This is a genomic window from Streptomyces sp. NPDC014006 (assembly GCF_043088925.1).
Lineage (GTDB): Bacteria > Actinomycetota > Actinomycetes > Streptomycetales > Streptomycetaceae > Streptomyces.
Genome location: NZ_JBICAJ010000010.1, coordinates 216,550 through 230,330 on the forward strand (window position 1 = coordinate 216,550; position 13,781 = coordinate 230,330).

At 70.3% G+C, this 13,781-nt stretch carries 18 protein-coding genes and 2 pseudogenes; 10 read left to right on the forward strand and 10 right to left on the reverse strand.

Annotation, left to right across the window (positions count from 1 at the left end):
• Nucleotides 1-55 precede the first annotated feature (55 nt).
• Both ACF1GV_RS30685 and ACF1GV_RS30690 read left to right on the forward strand, forming a co-directional pair.
• Nucleotides 56-874, forward strand: a complete 819-nt coding sequence (locus ACF1GV_RS30685; RefSeq protein ID WP_391686956.1) for a helix-turn-helix domain-containing protein — start codon at nucleotides 56-58, stop codon at nucleotides 872-874.
• 346 nt (nucleotides 875-1,220) lie between these two features.
• A complete protein-coding gene (locus tag ACF1GV_RS30690) occupies nucleotides 1,221-1,583 on the forward strand; it encodes an MBL fold metallo-hydrolase (protein ID WP_391687323.1) in 363 nt (120 codons plus the stop codon).
• On the opposite strand, the gene ACF1GV_RS30695 is transcribed toward ACF1GV_RS30690, so the two are convergent.
• From ACF1GV_RS30695 to ACF1GV_RS30710, 4 genes and pseudogenes are all read right to left on the reverse strand, one after another.
• Entirely contained in the window at nucleotides 1,475-1,822 is a 348-nt protein-coding gene (locus tag ACF1GV_RS30695; protein ID WP_391687341.1) for a hypothetical protein, read from the reverse strand. The two genes, ACF1GV_RS30690 and ACF1GV_RS30695, sit on opposite strands and share 109 nt — an antisense overlap.
• 89 nt (nucleotides 1,823-1,911) lie before the next feature.
• The gene (locus ACF1GV_RS30700; protein WP_391686959.1) at nucleotides 1,912-2,427 is read right to left on the reverse strand and encodes a DinB family protein; all 516 of its coding nucleotides are present in this window, start codon (nucleotides 2,425-2,427) and stop codon (nucleotides 1,912-1,914) included.
• 108 nt (nucleotides 2,428-2,535) lie between these two features.
• Nucleotides 2,536-2,709: a hypothetical protein gene (locus tag ACF1GV_RS30705; protein ID WP_391686962.1), complete on the reverse strand. Its 174-nt coding sequence runs from the start codon at nucleotides 2,707-2,709 to the stop codon at nucleotides 2,536-2,538.
• A 171-nt stretch (nucleotides 2,710-2,880) separates the two neighbouring features.
• Nucleotides 2,881-3,622 (reverse strand): annotated as a pseudogene (locus tag ACF1GV_RS30710) (VOC family protein).
• 105 nt (nucleotides 3,623-3,727) lie between these two features.
• On the opposite strand from ACF1GV_RS30710, the gene ACF1GV_RS30715 reads away from it, so the two are divergent.
• Complete coding sequence (locus ACF1GV_RS30715; protein ID WP_391686965.1) at nucleotides 3,728-4,276, forward strand: GNAT family N-acetyltransferase; 549 nt, start codon at nucleotides 3,728-3,730, stop codon at nucleotides 4,274-4,276.
• 31 nt (nucleotides 4,277-4,307) lie between these two features.
• On the opposite strand, the gene ACF1GV_RS30720 is transcribed toward ACF1GV_RS30715, so the two are convergent.
• Together ACF1GV_RS30720 and ACF1GV_RS30725 are read right to left on the reverse strand one after the other, a co-directional pair.
• The gene (locus ACF1GV_RS30720) at nucleotides 4,308-5,021 is read right to left on the reverse strand and encodes a hypothetical protein (RefSeq protein WP_391686968.1); all 714 of its coding nucleotides are present in this window, start codon (nucleotides 5,019-5,021) and stop codon (nucleotides 4,308-4,310) included.
• Between the two features lie 113 nt (nucleotides 5,022-5,134).
• Nucleotides 5,135-5,713, reverse strand: a complete 579-nt coding sequence (locus tag ACF1GV_RS30725) for a TetR/AcrR family transcriptional regulator (protein WP_391686970.1) — start codon at nucleotides 5,711-5,713, stop codon at nucleotides 5,135-5,137.
• 76 nt (nucleotides 5,714-5,789) lie between these two features.
• Here ACF1GV_RS30725 and ACF1GV_RS30730 point away from each other — a divergent pair, with 76 nt between their 5' ends.
• The 4 genes from ACF1GV_RS30730 to ACF1GV_RS30745 all read left to right on the forward strand — a co-directional run bounded on the left by ACF1GV_RS30730 (nucleotide 5,790) and on the right by ACF1GV_RS30745 (nucleotide 7,979).
• Entirely contained in the window at nucleotides 5,790-6,320 is a 531-nt protein-coding gene (locus ACF1GV_RS30730; protein WP_391686973.1) for a GNAT family N-acetyltransferase, read from the forward strand.
• Nucleotides 6,321-6,409: 89 nt separating this feature from the next.
• The gene (locus tag ACF1GV_RS30735; protein WP_391686976.1) at nucleotides 6,410-7,078 is read left to right on the forward strand and encodes an HAD family hydrolase; all 669 of its coding nucleotides are present in this window, start codon (nucleotides 6,410-6,412) and stop codon (nucleotides 7,076-7,078) included.
• Between the two features lie 305 nt (nucleotides 7,079-7,383).
• Nucleotides 7,384-7,587 (forward strand): cold-shock protein, encoded by a 204-nt coding sequence (locus ACF1GV_RS30740; protein ID WP_361623846.1) that lies wholly within the window; start codon nucleotides 7,384-7,386, stop codon nucleotides 7,585-7,587.
• 191 nt (nucleotides 7,588-7,778) lie between these two features.
• Nucleotides 7,779-7,979, forward strand: coding sequence for an SCO3870 family protein (locus ACF1GV_RS30745; RefSeq protein ID WP_391686980.1), 201 nt, complete (start codon nucleotides 7,779-7,781; stop codon nucleotides 7,977-7,979).
• Between the two features lie 197 nt (nucleotides 7,980-8,176).
• Here ACF1GV_RS30745 and ACF1GV_RS30750 read toward each other — a convergent pair whose 3' ends face one another.
• Nucleotides 8,177-9,631: a helix-turn-helix domain-containing protein gene (locus tag ACF1GV_RS30750; RefSeq protein WP_391686983.1), complete on the reverse strand. Its 1,455-nt coding sequence runs from the start codon at nucleotides 9,629-9,631 to the stop codon at nucleotides 8,177-8,179.
• Between the two features lie 255 nt (nucleotides 9,632-9,886).
• Here ACF1GV_RS30750 and ACF1GV_RS30755 point away from each other — a divergent pair.
• Both ACF1GV_RS30755 and ACF1GV_RS30760 read left to right on the forward strand, forming a co-directional pair.
• A pseudogene (locus ACF1GV_RS30755) lies at nucleotides 9,887-10,141 on the forward strand (hypothetical protein); the annotation flags it as partial.
• Nucleotides 10,142-10,268: 127 nt separating this feature from the next.
• Nucleotides 10,269-10,727: a hypothetical protein gene (locus ACF1GV_RS30760; protein ID WP_391686986.1), complete on the forward strand. Its 459-nt coding sequence runs from the start codon at nucleotides 10,269-10,271 to the stop codon at nucleotides 10,725-10,727.
• A 178-nt stretch (nucleotides 10,728-10,905) separates the two neighbouring features.
• On the opposite strand, the gene ACF1GV_RS30765 is transcribed toward ACF1GV_RS30760, so the two are convergent.
• The gene (locus ACF1GV_RS30765) at nucleotides 10,906-11,679 is read right to left on the reverse strand and encodes a hypothetical protein (protein ID WP_391686989.1); all 774 of its coding nucleotides are present in this window, start codon (nucleotides 11,677-11,679) and stop codon (nucleotides 10,906-10,908) included.
• A gap of 125 nt (nucleotides 11,680-11,804) precedes the next feature.
• Nucleotides 11,805-12,233: a hypothetical protein gene (locus ACF1GV_RS30770; protein ID WP_391686992.1), complete on the reverse strand. Its 429-nt coding sequence runs from the start codon at nucleotides 12,231-12,233 to the stop codon at nucleotides 11,805-11,807.
• Between the two features lie 198 nt (nucleotides 12,234-12,431).
• On the opposite strand from ACF1GV_RS30770, the gene ACF1GV_RS30775 reads away from it, so the two are divergent.
• Nucleotides 12,432-12,926 (forward strand): hypothetical protein, encoded by a 495-nt coding sequence (locus ACF1GV_RS30775; protein ID WP_391686994.1) that lies wholly within the window; start codon nucleotides 12,432-12,434, stop codon nucleotides 12,924-12,926.
• A 171-nt stretch (nucleotides 12,927-13,097) separates the two neighbouring features.
• On the opposite strand, the gene ACF1GV_RS30780 is transcribed toward ACF1GV_RS30775, so the two are convergent.
• Nucleotides 13,098-13,412: a hypothetical protein gene (locus ACF1GV_RS30780; protein WP_391686997.1), complete on the reverse strand. Its 315-nt coding sequence runs from the start codon at nucleotides 13,410-13,412 to the stop codon at nucleotides 13,098-13,100.
• Nucleotides 13,413-13,781: the final 369 nt, after the last annotated feature.

Consider the following 13,781-nt stretch of genomic DNA (forward strand, 5'->3'; position numbering starts at 1 on the left):
GTGCGTGGCTGGATGTCCGAGTGAGTGCTCTGCTCCACGCCGTAGGCTGTGGGGCATGCCTGTGGAGCGGCACGTACTCCTGGACAGGGACGGTCTGTTGCTGGCCGACGTGTGCTGCGGTCGTCCTCCGCGCGGATGGACCGAGCCGCGGCCGGCCACCGTGTTCGGACTGGTGCTGGTGCGCCGGGGCCTGGTGCGAGGCCGCGTCGACGGCCGGGAGCGGCTGCTCGATCCATCAAGCGTGTACGTCGAACGGCCGGGGTGCGAGCAGCAGTTCAGCCATCCGTGCGGCGGCGACGTCTACACCGAGATCGTGGTGAGCGAGACGGCTCTCGCCGATCTGCTGGGCGGTGACCCGTCCGTGCCCGAGGGGTTGGTCTTCACCACGCCCGATCTATCCGTCGCGCACCGGCAGTTGCTCGGGCGCAGCCGCGCCGAAGGCACGGACGGGTTAGAGATCGCCGAGCGGGTCACCGCTCTGGCCGCACAGCTGCTCGGCCGACTCGCCCCCGAGCGTGTGGAGTCGGGTCGTCCCGGCACGGCCGCGGCCCGCCGGCGCCTGGTGGACGAGGCGCGCAGCGCGCTCAACGACGACCCGCTGCTGAGCCTCGCCGACGTGAGCCGCCTGGTGGGCTGCTCGCCGCACCACCTCAGCCGTGTCTTCTCGGCCGTCACCGGAATGACCCTGACCCGCTACCGCAACGGGCTGCGGGTCAACCGGGCGCTGGAGCACCTCGGGGATGGGGAACGTGACCTGGCGCGGCTCGCGCAGGACCTGGGTTTCACCGACCAGGCCCATCTGACGCATGTGGTGCGGGACCTGGCGGGCCTCCCACCGGGACGGCTGCGAAGCCTGCTGAGTGGACGCGGCTGAGCACGCGCACCACGCCGGAAGAAGCAGACAAGGATCTACAAGACCGGCCGCCTGCGGCCCCGGCACTCTCGACGCAGCGCCCCGGACGGGGGTCGGGGCGCCTCGGACACGAGGGGGTCGGGGAGGAACAGGGCCGTGAACGGGCCCCGCGCGCCGCACCGTGCGAGCGGTGGCGGGCGCTGCCGCGGAGCGCGCTCGGTGCGGGCGGGCCGGCGGTGGCGGCCACGGGCCGGGTCACGCGGGTGGTGACCCGGCGGGCCGGACGGTACGAGGTACTGGCCCTGCCGGACGCGTGGGCACGTTCCCCGGCGCACGGCGGGACGTCTCCGGCAGCGCCACCGACGCCGTGTGGGAGCGCGCCGGTCGTACCGACGCGCAGGCGGCGGGACCGGACGGGACCTGGCGGCTGAGCTTTTGGTGCTCGTGCGATACGCCGTCCGGGCGGACGCGTCACCCTTGTCGACACCGGGGTGGGGCCGGCCGGCAGCCCCGCGTCGGGCTGGGCGCCGGTGCCCGGGCGGTTGCCCGGCGTCCTCGCCGAGGCGGGATCGAACCCGGGGACGTCGACACGGTCGTACTGACCCATCTGCACGAGGACCACTACGGCTGGGTCGTCGGGCCGACGGCACACCGCTGTTCGGCGACGCCCGGCACGTCGTGCAGCGCACCGAGGCCGGCTCGCCTCGGCTTGTCCCCTTCGCAGCGGTAGGCGACCGACGGGGCGATCAGCTGCACGGCGTGCACGAGCACATCACCCGTGACGTAGATCCTGCGCCGCCCGCCGTCGACCAGCACGGACCGGTGGCCGATGGTGTGCCCCGGCGTCGGCACCGCGCGCACGCCCCGGCGCGCCAGTCGGGCGGGCCCGCCCACCTCGTCCAAAAGCCCGGCGGCCCGCCGAACCGGCCTGCTCGACCAAGCTCGCGGGGAGCGCGCCCTGCTGGCCACGGCTCACCTCAACAGGCCCTTCATCCCGGCGTGTTGACCACCATCCACCCCGCCTGCGACGAGCGGGGCGGCCGCTGACCAAGCCAGGTCTAGACGCCGGTCCGTCCGTCGACGAGCTCACGCACGATGTCGAGGTGGCCGTTGTGGCGGGACGTCTCTTCGATGAGATGGAGGAGCACCCAGCGGAGGTCCACGTGGCGGCCGTCGCTGATGGCTCGCTCGGCCGTTGCGTCGAGGTCGTGGCCGGACAGCAGGTGACGGTAGCGGTCGCTCTGGTCCTGATATTCGGCGAGAAGCCGGGGCAACGGGATGTCGACCGCTGTCCGCATCTCCGGGTCGGGGTCGTCGTCGCTCGCTTCCGTGAGCGGTCCCGCCAGTTCTTCCCCGAGGAACATCACCTGGATCCAGTAGTGCTCGACCCAGCGCAGATGGCTGATCAGCCCGCACATCGTCATCAGCGGCGAGCCCGGGAGGGGGGCCTTGCGAGCGTCTTCCGCGGACACCCCCTCGCACTTCGCTCGTGCCGTGTCACGGGCGTAGTCCAGGAAGGTGATCAGCTGCGTGCGTTCGTCCCAGGCGGGGGGCGTATCGGTTCGTTGCGTCATCGGGCGGAGTCTCCCGCAGCCGGCAGGGGACGTCGAGTGATTAACGAACCGTCGCGTACAGGACAAGGGCCCCGCCCGCATACGGACGGGGCCTTTGCGTGGACATCGTCAGCGCCCGAAGGCGTCCTTGGCCCTCTCCTTGGCGGATCGGGCCTTGCCACGGGCCTCAAGCGCAGCGCCCTTGGCTTCGGTGGTCCTGTTACCGGCAGCGTGGGCCACCTTCCGCACGGCCTTCCCGACAACCTGCTCGGCCTTGGCCTTGGCTCTCTCTCCGGCACTCATGTCGGTCCCTTCCTGAGCTCTCCTTCACCCACCTGCCCTTGACGGACGGGCGGAAACCGGTGCACCGCGCGGATCGGCATCAGACCGAGGTCTCCGCAGGTCAGCAGGCGCATCGCGTGCATCCCGCCAGGCCGGGCGCGTGACCGCGAGCGAGCTGATGTCGGCTGCGCCTCAGGAGGGGACGAGGACGCAGAACTCGTGGCCCTCCGGGTCGGCCAGACACGTCCACGCGACGTCGCCCTGGCCGAGGTCGAGATCGGTGGCGCCGAGGGCCCGCAGCCGGGGCCACCTCCGCATCCTGGTCGTCACCGGGATACGGCAGCAGGTCGAGATGGACGCGGTCCGGCACCGTCCTCCGGTCGGGCGTACGCAGGAACTCCAGATAGGGGCCGACACCCTTCGCGGAACGCAGCACCGCGCGATCCTCGGTCACCTCGTGCAGGGTCCAGTCCATCGCCTCGCCCCAGAACCGGGCCATGGCCCGCGGATCCGCGCAGTCGACCACCACCGCGGCGACCGGCCCGGTGTCCCGGTGGATCTCCTGAGGTTCCCGTACGCAGAACTCGTTGCCCTCGGGGTCGGCGAGGACTGTCCACGGCACGTCGCCCTGGCCCACGTGGGCGGCCGTCGCGCCGAGAGCCCGGAGGCGCGCCACCAGCTGCGCCTGATGCGCCGCAGAGGTCGTGGCGAGATCAAGGTGCAGGCGGTTCTTCGCTGTTGTCTTCGGTTCCGGTACGGGAACCACGTCGACGCCGAGGACGACCGGGTCCGGCCAGACGAGGCCGCCGGCGGGGCCGACATAGGCGGTCACGCCGGGGCGGTAGGCGCTCCAGCCGAGCGCCTCCGCCCAGAACCGGCCGACCGCCGAGGCGTCAAGAGCCTAGATGTTCGCATGAACAGGTCGCAGCGCCATACCGGCGATCCCATGCACCCGCGCTGCGACGGCATCCGCCCGTCGCCGATCAGAGACCTGATCCTTTCGGATCACTCTCACGTGGCGTGCGATAGGTTGCCCGCCATGACCGGACTCGGACCCGTCTCCTGGCCACCTGCCCCGATAAGGACCGAACGCCTCCTGCTCCGCGAGTCCGAGGCCCGGGACCGTGGGGCGTTCATCGATCTCTTCCTCTCGCCGGAGGTGCGCACCTACCTCGGCGGTCCCCGACCGCGGGACGAGCTCGAGCGCGCGGTGCCCGAGGTGCCCGGGCGGCGTCCCGGCGTCTTCGTGATCGATCTCGACGGAGCGATGATCGGCACGGTCTCACTCGACCGGCGCGACGCAGAGCGGCCCGGGCACGTCCGTCCCGACGCCGGGGAGCCCGAGCTCGGCTACATGTTCCTGCCGCAGGCGTGGGGATGCGGTTACGCCGCCGAGGCCTGCGCGGCCGCACTCGACTGGTGCGCCGACGCACTCCCCGGCGAACCGGTGGTCCTCTGCACCCAGACCGCCAACGACCGCTCGATGCGCCTCGCGGCGAAGCTCGGCTTCACCGAGGTGGAACGGTTCGAGGAGTACGGCGCCGAGCAGTGGTTCGGCGTGCGGTCCTCGGCCACGCCGCCCGGCTGAGGCCAGCCCTCCGCAGGAACTGACCTGCGGGTCAACTACCGTGCAGCCAGACCCGCAGCGGACCGACCGCCTCGAAGCCGTGGTGGAGAGCGGCATCGAGGTCGGCGCCGTGCTCATAGCCCACCACCGGCAGGTCCGGGAACAGCCGGTGCACCGCGCCCAGCACCCCCGGCCAGGCCCGGTCGGAGCCGCCCTCCAACGCGAAGACGTTGGAGATTCCGACCACTTGCTCGTTGGGGTTCGCCACCGCCCCGGCGGCCACCAAGCCGTCCGCGGAGTGTCCGACGAGCACGGACGTGGCCGGGTCATCGAGCAGTGCGGGCCGGAAAAGGTCCGCGTTGCCGCCGCCGTCGTCCCAGGCGAGGGCCCAGGCCCGCAACACGTCCCGGTCACTGACCACGCCCCAGGTGAGATCAGGCGAGGTGGCCGGCGTGCTCGCCGGGCGGTGGATCCACTGCGCGTCGAAGAGGACCTCGAAGCCGGCCCCCGCCAGGTCGAGGTCGGCGAAGCTGTCCTTGACGCAGGCGCCGGCAGCGGCGGTATCGATACGGTCCACCAGCGCGGCGGCATCGGCCCCCGGCACCAGCGTGACCGCGTCGGGGTAGTACCGCGGCGGCCGGGCGGGGACGGCCCAGGCCTGCGCTCCGAACTCGCCCGTCAAGCCGTGCGACCGGCTCATCGACGCACACCACTCGGCGTTGTTGCGGGCGGCGGCCTGGATCACGAACTGCTTCGTCGTCGTCACGAGTGCGCATCATGGTCCGTACCGGCCCGGTCCGTCGAACGGGTTTCATGGCTTCCTTCGCGCGGTCGTACGCCGCTCCAGCCACATAACGCTCGCCGGGACGACCCACATGGTCAGTCCCGCAGCAGGGCGAGCTGGTGCTCGACGGCCGCGGTAAGCCGCTGCTCGTCGTCCGTGGCGAGCAGGTCGAGCAGGGCGCCGCGCAACACGGCCAGGGCCAGGGTGCGGCGGACGGCACCGTCCTCGCCGTCGCGTTCGGACGGCGGCTGGCAGTCGGCCAGGACGCCGAGCCAATCCTCCACCGTGGCACGGGCGAACCCGGCCCAGGCCCCGTCGGGCTGGACGAGGGAGCGCGCGTAGGCCTCGGCCCACAGCCGCAGCAGTGGCCGGTGCTCCTTCGCGGCGAGCCACGCCCAGACCCGCTCGACGGCCGGGACCAGCCCGGCCGGACGATCGGGCTGCCTGACCCGGGCCAGCAGCGCCAGCTCATCGTCGCGGGCCCGCGTGAGCAGCGCCTGCACCAGGCCGTCCTTGCTGCCGAAGAGGAAGAGCAGGACCCGCGGGCTGGAGCCGATGGCCTCGGCCAGCGGGCGCAGCGACAGATCGGTCAGGCCGTGGGCGAGGGCGTACTGGTACGCCGCCTCCAGCAACTCACGCTGCCGGGCGGACGGGGTTGGCGTTTCCTGGGGCACATGGCTACCCTAACGTAACTGAAACGACTGTTTCAGTCGTCGGTGAGGGTGGTCGCGGAGGCCGGGAGAACAGCTCATGTCGCACCAAGATGACAGGCAGGCCGTCGTGCGTCGCGCCGACCGTCCCGGCGACCTGGGATGGGTGGTGATGGCGCACGGCGAGGTCTACGACCGGCAGTTCGGCTGGAACACCGACTTCGAGGCCTTGGTGGCCAAGATCGTCGCCGACTACGGCGTGAAGCACGATCCCGCCCGCGAGGCGGGTTGGATCGCCGAGGTCGACGGCCGGCGCGTGGGCTGCGTCTTCCTGGTCGTCGGCGATCAGCCGAAGGTGGCCAAGCTGCGGATCCTGCTAGTCACTCCGGAGGGCAGGGGTCTTCGTCTCGGGACGCGTCTGGTCGGGGAATGCCTGGCCTTCGCCCGTGAGGCGGGCTACGAGCAGGTGACGCTGTGGACCAACGACGTACTGGTGGCGGCGCGCAAGATCTACCAGAGCTTCGGTTTCACCCTCGCCGACGAGGAACACCACCACAGCTTCGGCCACGATCTCGTCGGCCAGAACTGGACCCTCGACCTGCACACCGACCCGGCGGGCAGCGACAACTGACGATGTGAAGAGGCGACGGCGAGTGCCCGGTCCGACGGTGACGCATACGGCGATCCCGAACGTACGTTGCTGCCTGGCATGATCGACCGGTGATCAGCCAACCTGCGCGGCCGGGCCGCAAGAAATATGTCCTTTTCGATGTCGACGGCACGTTGATCGACGCGGTGAGCAACCAGCGCGAGGTCTGGGGAACGTGGGCGAACCGGTACGGGCTGGATGCGGACGAGGTCTACCAGGTGGCTCTGCGGACGCGACCGATGGAGACGTTCGCCCAGGTCGCCGCTGACCGGGACCCGCGCGAGTGCCTGGCCGCGTTGCACGAGCTGGAGGACGAAGACGTCCGGTCCGGCGTCTATACGGCCTTCCACGGCGCGTCGGAGCTGCTGCGGGGCCTGCCACCCGAGTCCTGGGCGCTGGTGACGTCGAACTACGAGCACCGGGTGCGCGGCCGTTTCCTGCGGACCGGCTTGCCGGTACCCGACGTGATCGTGGACGCGGCCGCTGTCGAGGAGGGCAAGCCCTCTCCCGTCCCGTACCTGCTGGCCGCTGAGCGGCTCGCAGCCGAGCCGGAAGACTGTCTGGTCATCGAGGACGCCCCGTCCGGGGTGCGGTCCGGGCTGGGTGCCGGGATGACGGTGTGGGGGGTGAACGCCGCCGCCGCGGTGGAGGGCGTACATCGCCACTTCGTCAGTCTGCGCGAGGCAGTTCCGCACATTCTGGCCTTCATTGCGGACCCTCACACGAATGCCGCAGCCTGAGCCTGCCCGCCGGCACCAGCCATCACTGGGTGTGCCGAGGTGCCGGTCCCTGGCACACGCCCTCTTCCCCGGGTTGGTGCGTCGCGAGCCCACCGCCAGGAGTGGTGGCCGATACGCTCGAGTGGCGGCTGGAAGTCGTTGCTCCCTGGTGATGGGCAGTTCCACCGTGTAGTTTCACTACCAGCTGTCGTGGTTCGCAGTTCCTGCCCGCGCTTTGGCGTGGGCGTTTTGCTGTGCAATACCGGACCAGGACGACCACCTCCGGGTCGCACAGTGCGTCCCGACATCGACTGAGAGGTATGAGCATGGCCAGCGGAACCGTGAAGTGGTTCAACTCCGAAAAGGGCTTCGGCTTCATCGCGCAGGACGGCGGCGGGCCGGACGTCTTCGCGCACTACTCCAACATCAACTCTTCCGGGTTCCGTGAGCTCGTCGAAGGTCAGGCCGTGACCTTCGACATCACGCAGGGCCAGAAGGGCCCGCAGGCGGAGAACATCACCGCCGTCTGACCGCGCACCACGGATTCACCTGCCCCGGAGCATGCGCTCCGGGGCAGTCGCGTTCGGTGGTCGCCGACCAGGACGGCCGTCGTGGTGAAGGGCGAGTTCGAGCCGGCCGGTCACGTTCGCTTCCGGTGTGACGCTGAGTCGCATGTAATCTCGGTCGTGATCAATCGTCTCGCGGCTTGGAGGAACTACCAATGACCAAGGGTCCGTTCGTCGCCATGTCCGCCGCTACCGCGGCCCTTGGGACCGTGCTCGGTTCCCTTGCGCTCCAGCTGCGCGCAGACGGCTACGAGCAGTACGTCGAATCTGTATCCACCTTCAGTGTCCTCATGTACGTCACCGCAGCTCTGGTCCTGGTGACCTGGGTCCGAGACGGCCGGCCGACGTCGAACTGAGCTCTTCTTGCGTGCGTGCGACGGTTGGGAGACTGAGCTCGTCGCCCAGGCCGGGCGTGACGACCTCGTCGGCCCGCCCCGTCGGCCGCGACGGAGACATGCGCAAGGCCGGAGTCGTCAAGCCGCTCCGCCGCGGCGAGAGCGCGCCGCCTCATGCGCCTCGTGCTCGACACCTACAGTCCGGGGGCCGATCGCTCCTAGCTGTTGTAGGGGATCCAGGCACGCCCGCCTGTGTCAGTCGTGCCGTACCAGTAGCGGGGCATCTGCTTGACGCTGGTTGTGCGGAACGGGCGGCCGTGGTCGTCGATGCTGATCGTGCCGGTGCGGCCCTGGCAGGACCAGTCGAGCTCCAGGTACCAGCGAGTGTCGTGGGCCAGCGTGGTCGCGTCGACCAGCAGTACTTCCGGGTCTTCCGCTGAGACGCGGTAGGGGAAGTGCACGGCCGGCAGGCTGTGTTCGCTGTCGGCACCGTCCTTCGGGCGGGCAATGGGGCGGTCGGCGTCGAGATTCACGGCGAAGCGGCGGGGCGTCAGCTCGCCACCGCAGCCTTGGTCCATCGCGTACGCACTCCCGGCGGCCGGGTTGCCGCGGCTGACGATGCGGACGCGCAACGCCTCCAGGACCACGGCCGTGGACGAACGGCCCTGCACCGAGACCTGCACCATGGTCTGCCGCCCATGCACCGCGCCCTGCGACGCCGCCCACGTCCCCGCGTCCTGCTGCACCGGCGGCGGGGGCACTTGGGCGGGCGGCTTGTCGATGACGTAGTCGTGGCCGCAGCCCATGTCCCAGACCTGGGAGTCGGCGCTCCAGGTGAGGGGCAGGCCGGTGGTCGGCTCCGCCGCCGCGGTGGGGTTGCCGCCGTCGGCGGACGGATCGGGCGCCTTGAACCCAGGGCCGGGCGACGTATGCCCAGGGCCGGGCGACGCGGAACTGCGGGAACGGCTGGGGGAGGGCGAGGTTCGGGCCGACGGTTTCGCCGAGTGGTGCGGTGTGCCGGGGGCGGTCGTCGGCGGGAGCACGGGGTCGGGGGCGTCCGCCTGGGAGGAACGGTCGTGCGACAGGGCGGACATGCTGCCCACCGTGGCGAGCAGCGCGCAGGCGACGGCGGCGGATGCCAGGACCTGTCGTCGCCGGTACCAACGGCGGGCAGCGGGGGAGGGGACGGGCGCGTCAGTGCCGGGATGGTCGAGACGGTCCGGGCCCGGATGGTCCTCGGGCTGCCGCGGGGAGTCACTCGTCTCGGCGAGTGCTTCGTCCGCGTCGGCGCCCGGTGTTGGCTCCGACGTTGGTCCCTGTCCCGGTGCCGGTGACGGAACTGCTTCGGTCTGCACGGAACCGGCCGTACTCCTCCGCTGCCGGGCCGCGACCGCTGACAACCACAACCGGTGAAGTTCGAGCCGCTCCTGTGCTGTCGCCTCGCAGAAGGCCGCGAGCCGCTCCAAGGGCGCGAAGTCCTGTGGCAGGGCCTCGCCCGCGCAGTACCGGTGCAGCGTGGAGGTGTTCATGTTGACGCGGCGGGCCACGGAGCCGTAGCTGCGGCCTGTGCGGTCCTTCAGCCGGCGCAGCAGGGCCGTGAACTCCTCGCCATCGTCCCGAGCTGACACCGTTCCCCCGTGGTCCGCCCGCGATCCCGTATCCCAGGCACTCATATACCTGCACGTCAACTGGGCTGGGATGGTTCCACCGTCGCCAAAGGGACGCCTTCCGTTGCGCCGGCCTGCCGTGACAGCCGATGCTCTTGGTGTCGCACCGACCCGCAGCGGAAAGACCAACCAGCCGCCGGGAAGCCATCCGACCCGCATGCACTGCGCTGCATAGCACCGCACCGCACGAGATTCACAGCACTCATTCACGGGGGGACACCCATGCCCAAACGCATCCGAGCAGGCACGCTTCTCCCAGCCCGGATCGAGCAGCAGAACCCGGACACCCAGGCCACCGGCAAGGACTACGGGACGCTGCCCGTCGAGGACGGCGCCCACGTCTACGGCGTCCACACCGAGACCTCCTGGGGCGCGAGCGACGTCCGCCTGCTGTCGGTCGGCCGGGACGGCCGCACCGTCACGGTCGTGAAGTGGGCGCAGCTCGGCGGCTTCGAGGGCACTCCGGTGCAGGCCTTCAAGAAGACGACCACCAGGGCCGTGAACAAGCTCCGCTGACGAAGGGCGGCCCTCCCGCCACGGGGGTCGGGAGGGCCGCCCGCGCACCGACAGCCACAGCACAACCCGACTGATTGATCACCCGACCTCTCGGTCACCCGCTCACAGAAGAAAACGGGGAACAGCCATGAACAGCACGACCCGCACGGCACTCACCGCCGGCGTCCTTGCCGTCGCTCTCGGCGTCGGCGCCACCGTCCAGGCCACGGCCGGGACTCCGCGCAGCGTCAGCGGCAAGCCGTCCGACAACATCACCCGTATCGCCGACTTCTACGGCGCCTACATCGACGCGGTGACCGACGAGGACAGCGGCGGCCTGGGCCAGGCCCTGCGCAGCCACTACCTCACCGCCGGCCTCCAGAAGGAACTGGACGCCTGGGAGGCCAAGAACCACGCCAACGGCGTCCTGCGCGCCCAGAACGTGCCGCTCGCCTGGAAGGTCACCGACAACGGCACCGGCGACTACACGGAGGCGGTGATCACCCTCACCTGGAGCAAGTCCAGCACGACCAAGCTGGTCGTCGACATGACCCGCTCCAGCCACAAGATCTTCCACATCGGGGACAAGGGCATCGGCGGGAAGTGACCGCCAGGCAGCCCCGTGGAACGGGTCTGCCGCCGCCGGTCCGGAGGTGCCCGCCACCGACTCGCAATCGGCCTGAGCAGGCCTGCACTTCCGGACCGGACGCCCAACCTTCAACGCCCTGCGCCCAGGATTCGGAGAACCGGACCTGACAGCTCTGGCCGCGCGTTACGGCCGTGCACTATGCGGCGTCCGGCCCGTCCTGCCGGACGGCCCCTCGCCGTAGATCTCGGTGAAGGAACCATGCCGTACCTCCGAGCACCGTCCCGCACACGGTGGGAACGAGCAGCCACGGCAGGCCCGTCCATACGGTGGCCAGGCCGACGACGCCGCAACTGGCCACCGTGACGATGAGGAGCACCTTGCCGTAGGGGCGCCAGGCGAAGAGTCCGGGGTCGCGGGGTCTGGCCAGACGCATGACGCCGAACGCCAGCGCCAGCCCCGCCACCAGACCCGCGAAGGTGCCGATGGCGGCCGTCATCTGGGGTTCGTCGCGGGGCGCGTCGGCTGATTCCTGCCGGTCGTCGCCCTGCGCGATCACGACGACGACGCCACGCCAGACGGTTCCGGTGAGCCTGTCCCCCGTCCGAAGTTCGCTCAGCACCGGTCCCCGGTCGCCGAACGGCACGACGACCTTCGACCAGTGGGGTGGGCCGAGCAGGGTCGCGCGTATGTTTCTCCTGGTTGTGCTGGTGGACTCCACGGTGAAGGTGACGTGCCGCAGGCAGTTCTCCGACGGTCGTATCACTGTGTGGTCGGGGCACGTCCTGGCTGCCTGGTATTCCCGGTACAGTGCGCGGTCGGCGGGCAGCCAGGTGGTGAACACCGAGTGGCACGACAGTGCGGCGAGCAGTGACATAAGGATCAGCGCCGTACCCGTCAGCCGGTTCCAGCCGGCTCCCGCAGGAGGCGGCGGTGCGTCCGGCTCTCGGACGGTACCGATCCTCGTCGTCATCGCTCGTCTCCCGCCGTGGTCCACCGAAGGGGCATCACTTTCCCTGGGGCGCGCTCCGGCAGGCAACGAGATCCCTCGGCAGTCACCCATCCCCGGTCCTTGCCGCACCCGGGCAACGTGATGTTTCAGGTCGGCTGCCCAGAAACGGCTGCAGAGGCCGGTGCCTGCTGCTGATGGAGCTTCTCCAAGACGCGGTCGCGGAGGAGTTCGTACTCCTCGCGCAGCCTGCGCCACTCCGTAACGGGCGGGCGAGGAATCACGATGCCTCCCGTGACGATCTCCTTCGGCCGGAACTGCTCGCGGGTCAGGTCGATCTCGATGCCCATGCCCAGGCGGTTCCACCAGTGGTAGTCCACACGCTCTCCGTCGACGTGGACCTCTCCCCGGATCAACTCACCCCCCAGCAGGTCATTGAGGACCATGGCGGTCACCCCGCACTGGTCCCGGGCCGGATTGTCCTTGCTCCAGCGCGTTCGGAACTCGGGGGTGCACGTCTCGGCGCTCCAACTGCTGCGAACGGCTCGTTCGACGTCGGCGAGAAGCAGGGGTGTCATGCCGGTGATCCTGCCAGCAGGCACTGACAACGGCCGGACGCCGCAGACAGGGCAACGGGGAGCGGTGTGCCGCGGTGAGCAAGAGCCGGAACACCTGCAGTACTGTTCGGGGGATTCAGAAGGTGACGCGGAAGCAGTTCCGCCCCAGCGGCGCCTGCGCCCCCCCGGGACGGGCTGGAAGCAGGGGGAGACATCGTCATGACTCAGGTGCGCCGCAGGTCGGGCATTGCCGGGTGCGCAGCGGTGGCTGCGGCGCTTCTCCTCGCGTCGTGCACGTCGAACGCCCACGAGGGCAAGGCCGCCAGCCGCACTCCCTCAACCGGACCGAGCCGCTCCGCGACGGCGGCTCAGGCGAACGAGAAGAGGCTCACCGATCGGGCCCAGGCCGCTCTGACCGCTGTTCACAGCGGTGGGATGGTCGAAGCCGGCGCTGAGCGGGTCACGGACGGCATCCACACCGAGCCCCATCTGACGACGGACAAGACCTACCACCTCAGTCTTGTCTGCTACGGCAGCGGAAGCGCCCGGCTGACGTTCAAGCCGGCGAGCGCGGGCACCGCGGCCACGGTGCCGTGTGACCAGTCGGTGGTCCAACAGCGGATCACTGCACAGATGCCGCTGCGTGTCGACCTCGATGCCGCTCCGGGAGCAACAGGCGTGGTTGCCTGGCAGATCGACGCAATGAGGAGTTAGACCGTCACCTGTTGCCTGCGGTTCGCAGCCGGGGGCGGCACGTGCGGGGCCGGAAGGCGAAGCAGGACTTCGCGGTGGGGTCGAGCGGCCGACCTCCCTGGCCGGCCGCTGCGTTACCGCCACCGTTGCTGATACCCCCAGCCGGCGTGGCGCCGGGACGGCGATCGTGGGTCAGGACCCTTGGGTCAGCCCAGAAATGACCACGAACAAGATCCACAGCACAGGTGCGAGGCCCACGTAGGCGAGGGGCCGCCGGTGGATGGGCACCCCCGGGTCGATCTGCTGCCCGTGCTGCCCAGGCGCCGGTGCCTGCAGCTTCTTCACCTTGCGGGAGACGACGAGGTTGTGGATCAGGGTGAACGGGGTGAGCAGGACCAGCGAGAACGGGCTCCACCAGCCCTGCCACAGCGTCTCGGTCGTCAGCGCCCGGTACACGGCGAGCCCGCATGTCGCGCACATCATGCCGTCCAGCTTCCGGAAGGTCATGAGGAGCACCAGTCCGCGGTGGGCCCGGAAGGTGACGTCGACGGCGGGGGCGCCTCCGCAGAACCTGCACTGGGGGACGGGGGGTTGGGAGTATCCCGCGGCCGCGAATCCGGGGGTCGGACGGCCGGCGTAGTCCTGGTGACCGGGCTGCGCGGGGTAAGGGTGGGTGGCGCCTCCCTGCTGCTGCGGCGGGACAGTGGCTCCGGCAGGATAACCGCCATGCTGTGCGAAGGGGTTGGAGCCGGCCGTTGCGGGACCGGCGGCGTACGGGTTGCTCTGGGGCGGAGTGGCCATGACAAGGAGGGCTCTCTGTGGACGAGTCGGTTTCAGAGGGTCATGCATATCGCGGGGCACCCGGATGCCGTCAAC